Source organism: Marinococcus salis, assembly GCF_054971365.1.
Window position 1 is genome coordinate 124,834 of record NZ_JBQOJB010000007.1, and the last position, 15,859, is coordinate 140,692.

A 15,859-nucleotide genomic window follows, 5' to 3' on the forward strand; every position below is an offset into this window, starting at 1 on the left:
AAAAGTTCAATTTAGGGGGTGCGAACATGGATGAGCTGGTAAAATTAGAGAGTGTTTCAAAATATTTTGGCAAGCACGTAGCGCTTGAGCATGTGGATTTGACGATCCGACGCGGAGAAACAGTAGGATTTTTAGGCCCGAACGGTTCTGGGAAGTCTACGACGATCCGAGTGATGCTTGGCTTGCTGAAAAAAAGCGGCGGTGAAGTGAAGCTGTTTGGCAAAGATGCGTGGACCGAGGCAGTAGATATTCATAAACGGATAGCTTACGTACCCGGTGACGTAAACGTCTGGCCGAATCTAACCGGCGGCCAGGTGATCGATGTTCTTGGGAAGCTGCACGGTGATTTTAATGAAGAGAAGCGCCAGCAGCTGATTGAGCGTTTTCAGCTTGATCCGCGGAAAAAAAGTAAAACGTATTCAAAGGGTAACCGGCAGAAGCTTGCCCTTATTACAGCATTCGCCTCGGAGGCGGATTTATATATATTTGACGAGCCGACCTCGGGCCTGGATCCGTTAATGGCTTCCATCTTCCGGGAATGCGTGCGGGAGCTGCAGGAGGAAGGAAAAACGGTGCTCCTTTCAAGCCATATACTCGCAGAGGTGGAGGAGCTGTGTGACCGTGTGAGTATCATTAAAGAGGGAAAAATTATCGAAACCGGCACGCTTGAGGAGCTGCGGCATTTAACGCGTATTTCTATTACGGCGGAAACGAAGCAGCCGGTGACGTCTTTACCGGGGCGCAGCGATGTCCACCAGTGGGAAGCAGACGGGGCAAAGGTACACTTTTATGTAGATGCGGAAGGCCTTGCACCGGTCATGCAGGAGCTCGCGGGGGCAGGCGTGGTTTCATTGGAATCAAGGCCGCCGACGCTTGAAGAGATTTTTCTTCGCCATTATGAATCGAAGGCAGGGGAAGGACGATGAACATGTCAATGTTCATAGGAACGGGAAGGCTGTTTCTGGTAATGCTCCGGAAAGAAAGAGTGCGGCTGCCCATTTGGGCCGTTTCAATTTCAGTGCTGTTTCTGCTCAGTATTCTGAGCTTTCCGGAAACGTATCCCACGCAGGAAGACCGGCAGGGACGGGCCCTGCTTTTGGAAAGTCCGGCTCTGCGGGCAATGGCTGGTCCGGGGTACGGCCTTGAGAATTATACGTTCGGCGCGATGATTACGAATGAAATGTTTTTATACGTGGCGGTGGCTGTTGCATTTATGAGCATCTTCATGATCGTCCGCAACACAAGGGCAGAAGAAGAGAACGGACTTTCTGAGCTTATAAAAGCGGGCGTTGTGGGCCGGATCAGTGTAACCACTGCCGCTTTTTTGCTGATGGTGCTTGCGAATCTTTTTGTCGCTGCTGTTGTGATTTTTGGTATGCCATATACGCCATATACGATAGAGGGGCTCAGCTGGAACGGGTCGTTGGCGTTTGGACTTGGGGTCGCTGGCGTTGGAATTATATTCGGTGCTGTCAGTCTGTTTATGGCACAAATGAGTGAAAGTGCCGGAGCGGCAACCGGTATCAGTTCTGCATTGCTTGGACTGGCGTTTTTGCTTCGGGCCATTGGTGATGTAGCCGGGGTGGATGCATGGCGGTGGATGTCTCCAATTGGGTGGGGTCAGGCGATGCGGGCTTTTGTGGATGAGCGCTGGTGGCCGCTCGGCTTGTTTGCCGGCGGCATTGTATTACTTGCAGCGGCAGCTATGTATATAGACTACCGCCGGGACGACGCAGCCGGGGTCTTACGCGTCCAGGGCGGGAAGGCCCGGGCGGGAAGCGGATTAACGCACCTGCTTGGGCTGCAGAGCTTTTTGTTTCGATGGGTTTTTCTTAGCTGGGCAGCCGGTGCGGCGCTGTACGGAGTGGCGATGGGGGCTGTAAGTGAAGAAGCTGCTGACTTCTTTGCAGATAATCCAATTGGGGAAGAATTTCTCGTGCAGGCAGAAGGAGCTACGCTTGCCGAATCACTATTTGCCACCTATATGGCATTTCTCGCGATGCTCGCGGCGGGCTATGCTCTGCAGGTAATGACCAGAATGACCCGGGAGGAAAAGAGCGGCCGGGGAGAAATTTTGCTGGTTCAGTCTGTACCTCGTCCGCGGTGGATGCTTGATTATCTCCTCATTTCCTGCACAGGAAGTTTCATGCTGCTCGTGATCAGCGGCATCGGCGCCGGAACGCTTTACGGCTACTACACTGACAGCGCAGAAGGCGCGTGGAAGGTATTTTTCGCTGCTATCGCGCAGACGCCGGCTGTCTGGGTATTCATTGGACTGGCAGCCTTGCTGATGGGCCTGTGGCCGAAAGCTCTGTCACTCGTGTGGCTTGTGTATACGGCGTTTACCCTGATCGGGTTGATTGGACCGCTGCTTCAACTCCCGGATTGGGTGAATGACGTTTCGCCATATGCCCAAATCCCGGGCGTGCCTGCAGAGGACTGGACAGCATGGTCGACGGTAATTCTTTTCTCGGTATTCGCTGTTTTTACGGTCGTCGGAATGTATACAATTAGAAAAAGAGATTTGATCATTTAAAGAGAGGAAAGAAATGGGGAAATAAGCAGTGACATATAACAAAAAACGACGGTCTACGAGAAAAAAGGAAGATCTGGTCGAAACCGCGCACCGTCTGTTTTTGCAGGAAGGGATAAAAGCGGTCACTATTGGGCAGCTGTGCGCGGAAGCCAGTACAAGCAAAGCCACATTTTATAAATACTTTACAGACAAAGAAGGCATTTTAAGCGAAATGCTCGATGGAGTGATGCAGGAATCCAAAGCTAAGATGGAAGCACTGATTGAGCAAAGCAGAAAGCACGGGATGACCGAGGATATGCTTTTGAAGATATTTGATATGAAGGAGTACGAATCGTTTTTTCAATCGAGCTTTCTTACGGAATTAATGCAGGATTATCCGCATGTACTGTCCGATTACAGCAGCCGGGGCGAAAAAATAGTCATGCCGGTGTTCCGGGAGCTGGTGGAGGTGGCAAAAGCACAGGGGATTCTTCGGGAAAATATAAATATTGATTTTTTTATGTCGTACGCGATCTCGCTTCGGCAGATGATTGCCTACCGGATTCAGCAGGGGGAGGATGTGCAGGGCGGCATGACGCTTGAAGAATACCAGACCCATTTTTACGATTTGTTTTTGTACGGTATCGTCAAAAGATAAGCGACAAGGCTGCCGGGTCCCGGCGGCCTTTTTTTAACAGCTGATATTTGCACTGGCGGCCGGTTCACTTTTTCTGCTACAGTAAAAGACAAAATAACCAATCGTATTAAAAATGATTGGATATGTATCACAAGGAGGCGGAAACGGTGAACATAGGAGAAACGCTGCAGCGCCCGGTTTGGAAAGATGCAACACTGCTTGCCGGAAAAGACGGGGAGATCCGGGAGATCCGGCAGGTGAACATGATGGACGCGCCGGATATTGTCGATTATCTGCAGGAGGACGATCTGCTGGTGACGACCGGGTATCATTACAAAGACCGTCCCGAAGAATTGAGTTTGCTCATCGAGCGGATGGACGCTGTGGGATGCGCGGGCATTGGCCTCAAAATTGAGCGGTTTCTGCAGAAGCTGCCAGAGAGCGTGATCGAAAAAGCAGATGAACTGCAGTTTCCTATTATTGCCCTGCCGGAAGACATCGGTCTCGGGGCGATGGTTAATGATATGCTCAATGATATGCTTTCGGTACGGACAAGAGAATTGCGCGAAGCGTTAAATATTCATCAGCGGCTCACTGATCATGTTATGCATGGAAAAGGCCTGACAGCACTTCTTGAAGAAGTATGCGACTACATAGGCTTTCCAGTGCTGCTGCTGGATGCATATGACCGTTCGATCTATGCAGACGAAGAAATGAAGAGCGTACAGGCAGTGCTCGAAGCGCATCGGCGGGCAAAACAGGACTTATTTTTAAATGGCAGTACGTACAGCAGCTTTTGCGTGTGGGACACAGGGCGGACGTATACGCTGTTTCCGGTGCGAACGCACGAAAAGCGCAGCGGCTGCCTGGTAATTGGCGGCGAAATTCCTATTTATGATAACGGTCTTGTACTTATCATAGACCAGGCCGTGAACGTTATTGGATTCGAACGCATGAAACAGAGCGCCATCGCTCAATATGAACGAAGAGCCCGTGATGAATTTTTTCAAAATTTCATTAATGGAGGTTATTCATCCGACGAAGAAGCCCGAAACCGTGCGGAAGAAATGGGTCTTCCCAACAATCGTAATTACGGCTGCGCAGTCGGCATGCTTGATTCCGAGCCGCGGCTTCCAGTCACCTACACCCAGCAGCAGCGGGAAATGGATCATATGTATGAATACATTGAAGGCGAATTGGACAAATGGCGCACTCCGGCCTGGTTTTTTAAAAAAGAGCGACAGTGCGTTATTTTATGGGAAGTAGAGCAGTTGCAGACAGAAGCAGAAGAAGCTTCGATTGAAGCTCTGGAGCAGCTGCAGGAGGGAATTCAATTGTTTTTTGGGCGCTCGATCTCCTTTGGCATTGGAAATACAGCGAGATCGTTTCTTGATATTCCGGGGTCCTACAAAGAGGCAGAAAACACCCTGTATAACAGCCAGCTCACCGGGGAACGAAGCTTTATCCGCTCCTATTACACAAAAGATATCGCCCAGCTGCTCCGCCTGCTGCCTACCGAAGAACTGGCCTCGTTCAGCCACTCGGTGCTGCAAGAACTAACTGAGGGAAGCCAGGAGGACCAGGGGCTCGTGCAGACGTTATCTGTCTATCTTGAGTCGCACTGCCACGTGGCTGATACGGCAAAACGGCTCTACATTCACCGCAATACGGTGCTGTACCGCCTGGAAAAATGCGAGGAGCGTTTAGGGGTATCATTGAAAAATCCCGAAACGACGATGCGGCTGCGCTTGGCGCTAAGGGTCCAGAACGTTCTCTCCTCGGAGTAATGTAAGATAATCTGCGCAGAGGGCGTTGCTTTCTTGAAGATTATGGACAGAATAACTAAATATTTTTCAAAATTTTATATAAAACGCCTGATGAATCGTGTCCGGGCCTCCTATAAGATGGATAGTAAGATATCAATAAAAGGAGGAACACCTAATCATGGCTAACGGAACCAACGGGCTTCGGACTTTTTCATTGGGACTTCAGCATGTGCTTGCAATGTACGCCGGAGCGATACTCGTTCCGCTTATCGTAGGGCGCGCATTGGAGCTTTCAGCAGAACAACTGGCATACTTAGTAGCAATCGACCTGCTTTCCTGTGGTATAGCGACCCTGCTGCAGCTGTGGAGGGGAAAACATATCGGTATCGGGCTTCCTGTGATGCTCGGGGTATCATTTGTAGCAGTGACACCAATGATTAGTATTGGCACCAATTACGGCGTGACAGCTATTTACGGATCGATTCTAGCAGCCGGGCTGTTTGTCGTTATCTTCGCTAGATTTTTTGGAAAATTACAAAAGTTGTTCCCGCCGATTGTCCGCGGCACAGTCGTAACAATTATCGGGCTTTCGCTTATTCCTACCGGCATTAAAAATATGGCTGGCGGCGAGGGAAGCGAAAACTTCGGCTCCCTTTTCAATCTGCTTTTATCCGTTGGAGTACTTGCGGTGATTATTCTTTTATTCCGGATGTTTACCGGGTTTATGCGATCGCTCGCAGTGTTGATCGGAATTGCCGGCGGCACGGCAGCCGCAGCGGTGATGGGGCAGGTCCCCTTTGGTGAAGTGATGGAAGCCTCGTGGTTCCATTTTCCGCAGCCGCTGTACTTCGGCATGCCGACATTTGAAATTGGGCCGATTATCACGATGATCCTTGTATGCAGCGTAATCGTTGTTGAAACGACCGGCGCTTACTATGCGGTCGCGCGCATCACAGATCGTGAGCTGAACGAAGACGATTTGGTCCGGGGCTACCGCTCCGAAGGGCTCGCAGTCATTATCGGCGGCTTGTTCAACGCTTTTCCCTACAGCACTTTTGCCCAGAATGTAGGCCTGCTGGAGCTGTCAAAAGTAAAAACGAGAAACGTAATTTTCTCTGCGGCGGTGACGCTGATCGTTCTGGGCCTAATTCCGAAGGTTGCCGCTCTGGTTGTCATCATTCCAACGCCGGTGCTTGGCGGAGCGACCGTTGTGATGTTTGGAATGGTTGTCGTGGCTGGCCTGCAGATGCTCCGCGATGTCGATTTTAACGAACAGTCGAACCAGCTGGTGGTTGCCTGCTCTGTGTCGCTTGCACTGGGGGCTACAGTAGTGCCTGAGCTGTTTTCAAGCCTGCCGGAAGGGCTCGCTATTATCTTCGGGGACGGTATTATCACTGGTAGTTTAGCCGCAATTTTCATTAATCTCTTATTTAACACACAGTGGAAGGGGGAACATGTATATAATGAAGAAAAACAAAGCAAAGCTTGAAGGAGGAGTAGTGTATGCTAACTATTGAACAAGTAAACCAATTATCCCGCCGGGAATTTATCGACACTTTCGGAGGAGTGTATGAAAATTCTCCATGGGTGGCTGAAGCAGTTGAGCCAGTGAGGCCAATGGAATCTGTAGAAGACCTGCATCAGCGTATGGCAGGCGTAGTCATGACGTCCGGAGAAGAAAACCGGCGGGCCTTGATCCAGGCGCACCCTTCCCTTGGAGAACAGAAACCGATGAGTGCAGAATCCACCTCCGAGCAGGAAAGTGCGGGTTTAACGGAAATGGAAGAAGAACAGCGGGAAGATCTGCGTATATGGAACGAGCGTTATCAGGACAAATTTGGCATGCCGTTTATTATGGCGGTAAGAGGAAAAACTACAGAGGATATCCTAGAGGCAGTACGAACGCGTATGGAGCATTCCCAGGAGGAGGAAGAGCGCCAGGCTGTCCGGGAAATTCACCGAATAGCTCTTTTGCGGCTCGAGGCTATCATTGAAGAAGAACAGATGGAAACGAAAACTGAATCAAAAGATAGAGTCGGGAAAGAAGAGGTCCGGACTGGAGAGCAGAGCGGCCCTTCTGCAGCACTTGCGGCGGAGCCGGCCAGCATATCGCAGACGGCCACAAGAACAGGAAGTAAAAAACGGAGAACAATGAGCTACGGCAAAGGCGATGTATTTGCCTACCGGACCTTCTCCATACCTTTCACAGATATCACGCCAATACCGGAATCTCCCTACGAAGGCACCAACAATACCATTTTTGGCCTGAATGTTTCTGTCAATATCACCGGTGAAGCCTTTCTGCCTAGTTTTACTGAAGGAGATAACAGTATGGTCGTCGCCACAGATTCGATGAAAAACTTTATCCAGCGTCATCTGGGCAGCTACGAGGGAGCTACAGTGGAAGGGTTCCTGGCTTATGTAGGGGAGGCGTTTCTCGAAAAATATGATCATGTCGAAACTGCGGAAGTGTACGCCGACCATCTTCCATTTGAAAAAGTGAACGTAGACAATACGGGATACAAAAGTGGCGTAGTATTTAAGAAGTCTCATAACGAAAATACGGCAGCGATGGTGAAAGTAGGGCGGACCTCGTTTGGGGCTCCGGAAATTATCGAGCAGGAAAGCTATGTAAAGGATGTCCAGCTCGTTAAAGTAGTAGACAATTCATTTGTCGGCTTTATCCGGGATGAATATACGACGCTCCCCGAAGATTCTAACCGCCCGCTGTTTATTTATTTGAACATTGGCTGGACCTATGAAACACCGGAGACGGCCTTTGGCCAGAACGGCCCGGGCTACGTAGCAGCTGAACAGGTGAAGGATATTGCAGCTGCTGTCTTCCACGAAACACAGACGGCTTCAATTCAACAGCTGATTTATTACATCGGGCGCAGAGTGCTTGAGCGGTTCCCGCAGCTTCAGGAGGTTTCCTTCGAATCACAGAACCATACGTGGGATACTGTCGTCGAAGACATTCCGGGAAGTGATGGCAAGGTTTATACGGAGCCGCGACGGCCGTATGGGTTCCAGCGCTTTTCTGTACACCGGGAAGACCTGAACCACGGGGGAGAGGAATAAATGGGACTCACTACACATGTGCTTGATCTGGCATCCGGAACCCCAGGCGCTGGTATAGCGTTAACGCTGTACCGCCTGGACGGCAGCCGGAAAATTAAAGAGGCCGAACGGGTCACCAATACAGATGGCCGGGTGGATGAACCTCTGCTGCAGGCAGATGATATTCAAACATCCGCATACGAGTTGGAATTTCAAACAGGGAACTATCTCCGGCAAAAAGGATGGACGAAGGAAGAGCCGCATTTTCTGGAAACGGTGGCTCTCCGCGTCACGCTTTCGGCGGACGAAACGTCCTATCACCTTCCGCTCCTGTTATCTCCCTACGGCTACCAGACATATAGAGGAAGCTGATCCAGAGCCAGACCAAGGAGGGAACGTATGGCTGTTCAATCTTCAAACATAATGCAGGATCAAATCGATCAGCTGCTGCAGTGGCTGTCCGGATTTGGGAAAACAGAAGACGGCGGTGTGACAAGGCTGTTATACGATGATTCATGGCAGCAGGCACAGGAAGCAGTAAAGGGAAAAATGGAGGCCATGGGCCTTGAAGCCCGCTATGACGCTGTGGGAAACGTATTTGGACGCTTTGAAGGCACAGAAACAACGGATAGGGTCATCATGACCGGCTCTCACATTGATTCGGTCGTAAACGGTGGTAAATATGACGGTGCGTACGGCGTGGCTGCTGCTGTACTGGCCGTAGAAAGGCTAAAGCAGGCTTACGGGAGGCCGAAACAGAGCATTGAAATTGTATCCTTCTGTGAGGAGGAAGGAAGCCGCTTTCCGATCACGTTCTGGGGATCGGGCCATATCACTGGGAGGCTGCCAGAAGGTGAAACGGAGGCCCTAAAGGATGCAGACGGTATTTCTATCGGCCAGGCGATGCGGGCATGCAAATTTGAAGCCCCGGCATCACTTCCGCTCAAGCGTGAAGACATAGACTCCTTCATTGAGCTTCATGTAGAGCAGGGAGGCACACTGAAAAAGTCGAATGCTTCTGTGGGAGTAGTGTCAGATATTGTCGGGCAGCGCAGGTACCACATTACCGTGGAAGGAGAAAGCAATCACGCCGGAACCACTCCCATGCCGGAACGCAAGGATGCAGTAGTGTTATCAAGTGAACTGATTACAAATATTACCGCCATGGCCAGGCGGAAAGATGAAAGCATGGTGGCCACGGTAGGCAAAATGGAAATTACGCCAAATGTACCGAACGTGATCGCTTCTAAAGTCGTTTTCAGCCTGGATGTCCGTCATCACAGCAATACGCTGCTCGATGAATTTGAACGGGAGCTTGAACAAATGTATACCACCACGGGAGAATCGTTTGGCATGACAGTTTCTTCAGATTGCTGGATGGAAGTGGAGCCGGTGCCGATGAGCAAAGATGTATATGAAACGATGTACAAAGCTGCTGAAAGCCTTCATATTCCCTCCCGGCTGATGATTAGCGGGGCCGGGCACGATGCCCAGGTCATGGGCAGCTATTATCCGACCGCGCTGTTGTTTGTGCCAAGCGAAGCCGGTGTAAGTCATTCGCCAAAGGAATATACCAAATCCAGTGATTTAGAGCAGGGAGTAAAAGTGCTTGAAGAAACCCTGTTTCGTTTAGCGTATTAGAAAGGAGAGTAAGTATGGACTATCATCACGAAATCCAGCCGCCGCTCCGCACGATCATGACTCCGGGCCCGGTGGAGGCAGATCCCCGAGTGCTCCGTGCCATGAGCACCCCGGTGGTCGGACAGTTTGACCCGGCTTTTACAAATATTATGAATGAAACGATGGCACTGTTGCGCCGCATCTTTCAAACCGAAAATGAATGGGCCTTTCCGGTGGACGGCACTTCCCGTTCTGGTATTGAAGCAGTGCTTGCGAGCGCGATCCACCCGGGGGACAGCGTGCTCGTGCCTATTTACGGTCGGTTCGGTTATTTATTGACCGAGATCGCCGAACGGTACGGCGCAGAGATCCACACGCTTGAAAAGGAATGGGGCACGGTCTTTTCCCCGGAAGAAATCATCGAGGAAATGGATCGAGTGCAGCCGGATATCGTCGCGATGGTGCACGGCGAAACGTCGACTGGCTGCATTCAGCCTCTTAAAGAAATCGGGCACGCCTGCCGGGCACGCGGAATCTATATTGTGGTGGATGCAGTGGCAACGATCGGCGGAGTGCCGGTTAAAACAGATGAATGGTGTCTCGATGCGGTCATCGGCGGTACACAGAAATGCTTCAGCGTCCCATCCGGAATGGCTCCGCTTACGTACAATGAGCGTCTCGGGCGCCGCTTTCAGGCACGTAAAAAAGTGGAGCGGGGAATTGCGACAGAAGCGGATAAACAGCCGGAGGCACCGATGATCCGGAGTAATTATTTTGATCTGAGCCAACTGCAGGACTACTGGGGCCCGCGCCGTTTGAATCACCATACCGAAGCAACGTCGATGGTTTATGCGCTTCATGAAGGCGCAAGGCTGATCGTCAACGAAGGGCTTGAGGCCCGTTTCGCCCGGCACCGCTATCACGAGGAAGCGCTGACGGCTGGTTTAAAAGCAATGGGTCTGTCGCTATTTGTAGAAGGTGAGTCGAAGCTTCCAGTCGTCACCTGCATCAACGTGCCGGAAGACATTGATGCAGATGAGGTACGCAAAATACTGCTCGGTCAGTTTGGAATTGAAATTGCTTCGTCCTTCGGACCTTTGCACGGGAAAATCTGGCGCATCGGCTCCATGGGCTATAGCTGCCGGAAGGAAAATGTCCTGGCCGTGCTCGGAGCACTCGAATCCGTGCTTTTATACGCCGGAGCCCCGGTAAACCCCGGCACTTCCCAGCAGGCAGCGCTCTCCTTTTACATGCAGGAAGAAGATGCAAAAGCAGCGGCTGAAGTATAGGGGGACACTTAAGAAATGTATGATCTGCTGATTAAAAATGGAACCGTCGTCCGCCCCGGTGGGACAGAAGCAACCACAGTGGCGGTCACGGACGGAAAAATAGCAGCCTATGGCGTTTTTGATGAAGCCAAAGCACAAAGCGTAGTAGACGCTGATGGAATGCTCGTAATGCCGGGAGCGGTGGATATTCACGTTCATTTCAGTGAGCCTGGGCGGGACTGGGAAGGCTTTGAAACAGGATCCCGGATGCTTGCAGCGGGTGGCATTACTACTTATATGGATATGCCGTTAAACGGTATTCCTTCTACAATCACCACCGAAAACGCAGAAGAAAAAGCAGCTCTCGGCCAGAAGAAATCTATTTTGGATTTTGGGCTTTGGGGCGGGCTGGTGCCTGGCGGAATAGAGCATATTCCAGCTATGGCAGCACAGGGGATACGTGCGTTTAAGGCCTTCATGTCGCCGAGCGGCAACCCGGAGTTTGAACGGGCGGATGATGAAACGCTCTTCCAGGGAATGCAGGTAATCGCGGAACACGGCGGGATACTTGGCCTTCATGCAGAAAGTGCACCGGTAGTGAGTGTGCTCAGCCGGCAGCTTGAGGAAGAGGGGCGTACGGAAGCGGATGATTATTTAGCCTCGAGGCCGGTAGAAGCAGAGCTTGAAGCAGTGCAACGTGCCCTTGTTTTTGCGAAGCAGACAGGCTGTCCGCTGCACTTCGTGCATATCAGCTCTGCTGAGGCGGTGGAGGTGATTCAACGTGCGAGAGCAGCCGGGCAGGACGTGACGCTCGAAACCTGTGCCCACTATTTGATGTTTGACCACGAAGCGCTGCGAACGCACGGGGCTGAAGCAAAATGCGCGCCGCCATTACGGGAGGCCCCGGTGCAGCAGGAACTGGTGTCCAGGTGGAAGCAGGGAGACATAGATATGGTGACCTCCGATCATTCCCCGTGTCCGGTGAAGTTGAAGGAAGGTGGACTGTGGCAAGCGTGGGGAGGTATTTCGAGTGGCCCGTACACGCTGTTAAGCGTGCTCGAGCTCACGGCGAAGCACGGCCTGCCGTGGGAACAGGCAGCAGCTTGGACCGCAAAGAAGCCCGCGGAGCGTTTTGGCCTGCATAAGAAAGGGAGCCTCGAAGAAGGGAAGGATGCAGACCTTGTGCTGGTCGATCTTCATGAAGAAACGACAGTAGGGCGCGAAACGATGCATATGCGTCATAAACACAGCTTGTTTGAAGGACATCGTTTTCCGTACCGGATCCATTCGGTATGGCAGCGGGGCCTGGAAATTTATAACGGAAAAACTGAGACATTTACAAACAGAAAAGGAAAGTGGCTGCAGGAATAATAATCCGGCAGCCACTTTTTCAGCGCAGAAGGCGGTTAATGAATTTACGTGCTGCACGGTTGGCGGAGCGGCGCGCAAGGCGTTTTCCCAGGGAGCCGTTTTTGGCTGCCTTTACATCACCGGAAACACGGTTTGCCTTTAAAATCGTACGTGCGAGCTTTTGAAAAGCCATCTGAACACTCCTTTCCATGAAACAATCGTTGTATAGTATATATCCTTATTTGCCCAAAAGTAAGCTTCCAAATAAATGTTCATTTGGAAGCGGAAAAGCTTATTTCAACAGCCACTCGTGATCCGGGTCATTATGGAACTTCCACTTGCGCACCGGTCCGGCCATTACATTCAAATAATAAGCCTGGTAGCCTGCCGGAGCAGCCACCGGGTGGTAGCCTTTGGGCACCATCACGACATCGTTGCTGTTTACTACCATCGTTTCATCAAGGTCCCTCGGATCATCGTAAACGCGATGAATCAGGAATCCGCCTTCTTCGGGGTCCACTTTATGAAAATACGTTTCTTCGAGATAGGACTCGTGCGGAAGGTTTTCAGTATCGTGTTTGTGTGGCGGGTAGCTCGACCAGTTCCCTTCCGGCGTATATACCTCCACCACCAGCACGCTCTCGGCTTCTTCAGAGTCCGGAAGGATATTATGCACTCTCCGGGACATCGAGCCGGAGCCGCGGTCTTCTGTTCCTACATCATTCGGGCCGATCAGGCGGGCGTTATACTTTCCGGTTGCCGGGGCCTTACAGACGGCGAGTTCAATATCTGTATTCGCCTTTACTTCAAAGCGGTCCTTAGCCGGGACATATACGGAATACGGCGGAATTTTTTCGAACACGCTCATGCGTTTTCCAAGATTTTCAAAGGAGTCATTGTTAGTCTGGACGTCTGCCTTGCCGCTCAAAAGCACGAGGCATGCTTCGTTATCGCCAGTGTCAGCCTGAATGCTTTCACCCTCCTGCACACGGTACACCTGGAAGCCGACATATTTCCAGCCGGCGCTTTCCGGGGTGACGTCGTGAATTTTTTGTGCAGTGATGTCTGGTTTTACAACTAAATTTGGCATACATAAACTTCCTTTCTAAGAGATTTCAATTGTTTCGGATTCTACATCAGCAATATATACGGTTTTCTTTTCTTTCCAGGCCTGTGCTGCAGCCAGGGCAGCCGTCTGGGCGGCAATGCCGTCATCACCGGTGCAGACAGCCGGAGTGCCGGACTGCACGGATTCAGTAAACATCGCAATCTCGCGCTCGAACGCTGTCTGATACCGTTCCAGAAAAAAGTGCACCGGCTTTTCCGATTTAATAAAATCGTCCTGCCACCATTCCACTTGATGGGTCGGCTGGTTTGGCACCGTGGCTGCCCCATTGGAGCCAAACAGCTCAAGACGCTGGTCATAGCCGTAGACCGCGCGCCGGCTGTTTTCAATCACGCCGACGGCCCCGCTCTCAAACGTTAAAGAAATAACAGCCGTATCAATGTCACCGTAATCATTGAACCGTTTGTCGATCAGCGCACCGCCGTGCACGGAAATCGCTGCAATATTTTCTCCCATAATATAGCGTGCCATATCAAAGTCGTGAATGGTCATATCCACGAACAACCCACCGGATGTTGCCACATATTCCATTGGAGGCGGGGAAGGATCGCGTGAAATGATCTGCAGCATTTCAGGCGTGCCAACCTGGCCGTTAAGCCGCATCATCCGCACCTGCTGGAAGGAAGGGTCAAAACGGCGGTTGAAGCCAATCTGAAACACGAGCCCTGCTTCTTTGGCCGCCTTGACGACCCGGCGTGATTCTTTAATGTCAAAGCTGATTGGCTTTTCGCAAAAAATGTGTTTCTTGTTTTGAATGGCCTTATCAATCAGAGAAATATGCTCTGAGGTGGCAGCGCATATGAGAACGGCATCAATTTCAGGGTCATGAAGAATATCCTCGGCACTGGAAGTTACATATTGCGGAGAGAAAGCCTGCTCAATTGTTTTAAGAGCAGAGGTGTTGATATCTGCGACTGCCCGGAGGACAGTGGCAGGAAGGAGGTGAAGATTTTCAATGTGCAGCCGGCCGATGCGGCCGGCGCCGATAACACCTATATTAACCATATGCGGGGCCCCCATAAAATGTAGTTTGAAGAAAGCGCTTAACTTTAATGTGAATTATACATTAATGAATCGCTTACATCAATCAAAGAATGAGATTTCTCAGAAAACATACAGCAGTCGTATGCCTCTAAATGTAAATTAAAGAAAAATCAAAAAAATACTTTACATCTGAATGCGCTTTCTTTAGAATCAAACGTATAGAGTAGGAAAGCGCTTAACCATAAATCGATTAAAACAACGAAGGGTGGTTATGTTTTAATGGAATTTCCAAAAAACCGTTCAAGGGATCTGGTTGGCATGGGCCGGCTGACGATTGACATGAACGCGAACGAAATCAACCGTCCGATGGAAGAAACGCGGACGTTTACGAAATATGTGGGAGGCTCTCCGGCCAACATTACGATTGGAGCCTCGAGACTGGGCCTTAGCACCGGCTTCATCGGCAAGGTAGCAGACGATCAGATGGGTAATTTTATTCGCAGCTACTTTGAAAAAAACAACATTAATACGGAAAATGTAAAAACAGACAATACGGGGGCGGTCACCGGGCTTGCCTTCACGGAAATCATCAGTCCGGAGGACTGCAGCATACTACTGTACAGAGACAACGTGGCGGACTTGAAAATCAGTCCGCTCGAAATTTCCGAGGAATACATTAAAAATACATCCGCGGTCATGTTTTCCGGTACGGCGCTTGCTGCGAGCCCTTCCCGGGAAGCGGTCTTCCTGGCGGCAGAATATGCGCACAAGCACGGAACGAAGGTGCTGTTTGATATTGACTTTCGCCCGGCAACGTGGAAATCCAAGGAAGAAACCGCCACGTACTACAACCTGCTGGCTGAAAAAAGCCATCTAATTATTGGCACAAGAGACGAGTTTAATATGATGGAAAATATGGAGTCCGAAATGGATGGCAGCGACGATAAGACCGCTGCAAAATGGTTTAACCATTCGGCAGAAATTGTGCTGATTAAACACGGGGCCGAAGGTTCATTTGCCTACACGAAGGACGGAGACTATTTCACCGGGAAAACCTTTGAAACCGAAGTGCTGAAAACGTTCGGGGCCGGAGATGCCTACGCCTCCTCCTTTGTTTACGGTCTGATGCAGGGGTGGGAAGTTAATCGGGCGATGGATTTTGGCGGAGCGTCCGCAGCCATTGTCATTTCCCGGCACAGCTGCTCAGAAGCAATGCCGAACGCAGAAGAAGTACAGGAATTTATTGATGAAAGTGTGAGAAAAGGCACCATAAAGTCTTAAGAAGGCAGGGTGCTCAGGTATAATCATATGAAATACTTCAAAAAGCAATTCTACAATCCGTTTATATAGAAAGGACGATGAAGATATGCAGGAACAAGCAGTAACGACCTTAAAAAATTTTATCGGCGGCCAATGGGTGACCTCCCGGTCCGCCACGGACCAGGTGTACAATCCGGCCACCAGTGAGGTGATCGCCCGCGTCCCGCTTTCCTCGAAGGACGAAGTGAACGAGGCCGTGGAGGCGTCGAAAGC

14 protein-coding genes are annotated in these 15,859 nt (G+C 50.8%); 11 read left to right on the forward strand and 3 right to left on the reverse strand.

Translation table 11 applies throughout. The features are described from left to right. Positions 1-26: 26 nt before the first annotated feature. The 10 genes from ACTTK6_RS08710 (at position 27) to allB (ending at position 12,237) form a co-directional block, all read left to right on the forward strand. Positions 27-926, forward strand: coding sequence for an ABC transporter ATP-binding protein (locus ACTTK6_RS08710; protein WP_094908137.1), 900 nt, complete (start codon positions 27-29; stop codon positions 924-926). After that, complete coding sequence (locus tag ACTTK6_RS08715) at positions 923-2,536, forward strand: ABC transporter permease (RefSeq protein ID WP_462833203.1); 1,614 nt, start codon at positions 923-925, stop codon at positions 2,534-2,536. Before ACTTK6_RS08710 ends, ACTTK6_RS08715 begins: the two co-directional genes overlap by 4 nt. 28 nt (positions 2,537-2,564) lie before the next feature. Further along, entirely contained in the window at positions 2,565-3,173 is a 609-nt protein-coding gene (locus ACTTK6_RS08720; RefSeq protein WP_462833204.1) for a TetR/AcrR family transcriptional regulator, read from the forward strand. A gap of 146 nt (positions 3,174-3,319) precedes the next feature. Next, complete coding sequence (locus ACTTK6_RS08725; protein WP_158219089.1) at positions 3,320-4,939, forward strand: PucR family transcriptional regulator; 1,620 nt, start codon at positions 3,320-3,322, stop codon at positions 4,937-4,939. 157 nt (positions 4,940-5,096) lie between these two features. Further along, positions 5,097-6,407: a nucleobase:cation symporter-2 family protein gene (locus ACTTK6_RS08730; protein ID WP_462833205.1), complete on the forward strand. Its 1,311-nt coding sequence runs from the start codon at positions 5,097-5,099 to the stop codon at positions 6,405-6,407. A 14-nt stretch (positions 6,408-6,421) separates the two neighbouring features. Beyond that, on the forward strand, positions 6,422-7,999 hold the full coding sequence (gene pucL, locus ACTTK6_RS08735) for a factor-independent urate hydroxylase (RefSeq protein ID WP_462833206.1): 1,578 nt from the start codon (positions 6,422-6,424) through the stop codon (positions 7,997-7,999). Beyond that, entirely contained in the window at positions 8,000-8,350 is a 351-nt protein-coding gene (gene uraH, locus ACTTK6_RS08740; protein ID WP_462833207.1) for a hydroxyisourate hydrolase, read from the forward strand. Positions 8,351-8,377: 27 nt separating this feature from the next. Further along, the gene (gene allC / locus ACTTK6_RS08745; RefSeq protein WP_462833208.1) at positions 8,378-9,619 is read left to right on the forward strand and encodes an allantoate deiminase; all 1,242 of its coding nucleotides are present in this window, start codon (positions 8,378-8,380) and stop codon (positions 9,617-9,619) included. A 14-nt stretch (positions 9,620-9,633) separates the two neighbouring features. Further along, complete coding sequence (locus ACTTK6_RS08750; protein ID WP_462833209.1) at positions 9,634-10,887, forward strand: pyridoxal-phosphate-dependent aminotransferase family protein; 1,254 nt, start codon at positions 9,634-9,636, stop codon at positions 10,885-10,887. A 15-nt stretch (positions 10,888-10,902) separates the two neighbouring features. After that, positions 10,903-12,237 (forward strand): allantoinase AllB, encoded by a 1,335-nt coding sequence (gene allB, locus ACTTK6_RS08755; protein ID WP_462833210.1) that lies wholly within the window; start codon positions 10,903-10,905, stop codon positions 12,235-12,237. Positions 12,238-12,256: 19 nt separating this feature from the next. On the opposite strand, the gene ACTTK6_RS08760 is transcribed toward allB, so the two are convergent. From ACTTK6_RS08760 to iolG, 3 genes are all read right to left on the reverse strand, one after another. After that, the gene (locus ACTTK6_RS08760; protein WP_179124021.1) at positions 12,257-12,409 is read right to left on the reverse strand and encodes a hypothetical protein; all 153 of its coding nucleotides are present in this window, start codon (positions 12,407-12,409) and stop codon (positions 12,257-12,259) included. A gap of 99 nt (positions 12,410-12,508) precedes the next feature. Continuing rightward, positions 12,509-13,306, reverse strand: coding sequence for a 5-deoxy-glucuronate isomerase (gene iolB, locus ACTTK6_RS08765; RefSeq protein ID WP_462833211.1), 798 nt, complete (start codon positions 13,304-13,306; stop codon positions 12,509-12,511). A 15-nt stretch (positions 13,307-13,321) separates the two neighbouring features. Further along, on the reverse strand, positions 13,322-14,347 hold the full coding sequence (gene iolG, locus ACTTK6_RS08770) for an inositol 2-dehydrogenase (protein ID WP_462833212.1): 1,026 nt from the start codon (positions 14,345-14,347) through the stop codon (positions 13,322-13,324). Positions 14,348-14,605: 258 nt separating this feature from the next. Here iolG and iolC point away from each other — a divergent pair, with 258 nt between their 5' ends. Continuing rightward, positions 14,606-15,607 (forward strand): 5-dehydro-2-deoxygluconokinase, encoded by a 1,002-nt coding sequence (gene iolC / locus ACTTK6_RS08775; protein ID WP_462833213.1) that lies wholly within the window; start codon positions 14,606-14,608, stop codon positions 15,605-15,607. Positions 15,608-15,859 lie beyond the last annotated feature (252 nt).

What these genes read in the sequence shown, in the direction of transcription:
- ACTTK6_RS08710 (WP_094908137.1), top strand. Translation starts at nt 27, where the DNA reads ATGGATGAGCTGGTAAAATTAGAGAGTGTTTCAAAATATTTTGGCAAG.
- ACTTK6_RS08715 (WP_462833203.1), top strand. Translation starts at nt 923, where the DNA reads ATGAACATGTCAATGTTCATAGGAACGGGAAGGCTGTTTCTGGTAATG.
- ACTTK6_RS08730 (WP_462833205.1), top strand. Translation starts at nt 5,097, where the DNA reads ATGGCTAACGGAACCAACGGGCTTCGGACTTTTTCATTGGGACTTCAG.
- pucL (WP_462833206.1), top strand. Translation starts at nt 6,422, where the DNA reads ATGCTAACTATTGAACAAGTAAACCAATTATCCCGCCGGGAATTTATC.
- uraH (WP_462833207.1), top strand. Translation starts at nt 8,000, where the DNA reads ATGGGACTCACTACACATGTGCTTGATCTGGCATCCGGAACCCCAGGC.
- allC (WP_462833208.1), top strand. Translation starts at nt 8,378, where the DNA reads ATGGCTGTTCAATCTTCAAACATAATGCAGGATCAAATCGATCAGCTG.
- ACTTK6_RS08750 (WP_462833209.1), top strand. Translation starts at nt 9,634, where the DNA reads ATGGACTATCATCACGAAATCCAGCCGCCGCTCCGCACGATCATGACT.
- allB (WP_462833210.1), top strand. Translation starts at nt 10,903, where the DNA reads ATGTATGATCTGCTGATTAAAAATGGAACCGTCGTCCGCCCCGGTGGG.
- ACTTK6_RS08760 (WP_179124021.1), bottom strand. Translation starts at nt 12,409, where the DNA reads ATGGCTTTTCAAAAGCTCGCACGTACGATTTTAAAGGCAAACCGTGTT.
- iolB (WP_462833211.1), bottom strand. Translation starts at nt 13,306, where the DNA reads ATGCCAAATTTAGTTGTAAAACCAGACATCACTGCACAAAAAATTCAC.
- iolG (WP_462833212.1), bottom strand. Translation starts at nt 14,347, where the DNA reads ATGGTTAATATAGGTGTTATCGGCGCCGGCCGCATCGGCCGGCTGCAC.
- iolC (WP_462833213.1), top strand. Translation starts at nt 14,606, where the DNA reads ATGGAATTTCCAAAAAACCGTTCAAGGGATCTGGTTGGCATGGGCCGG.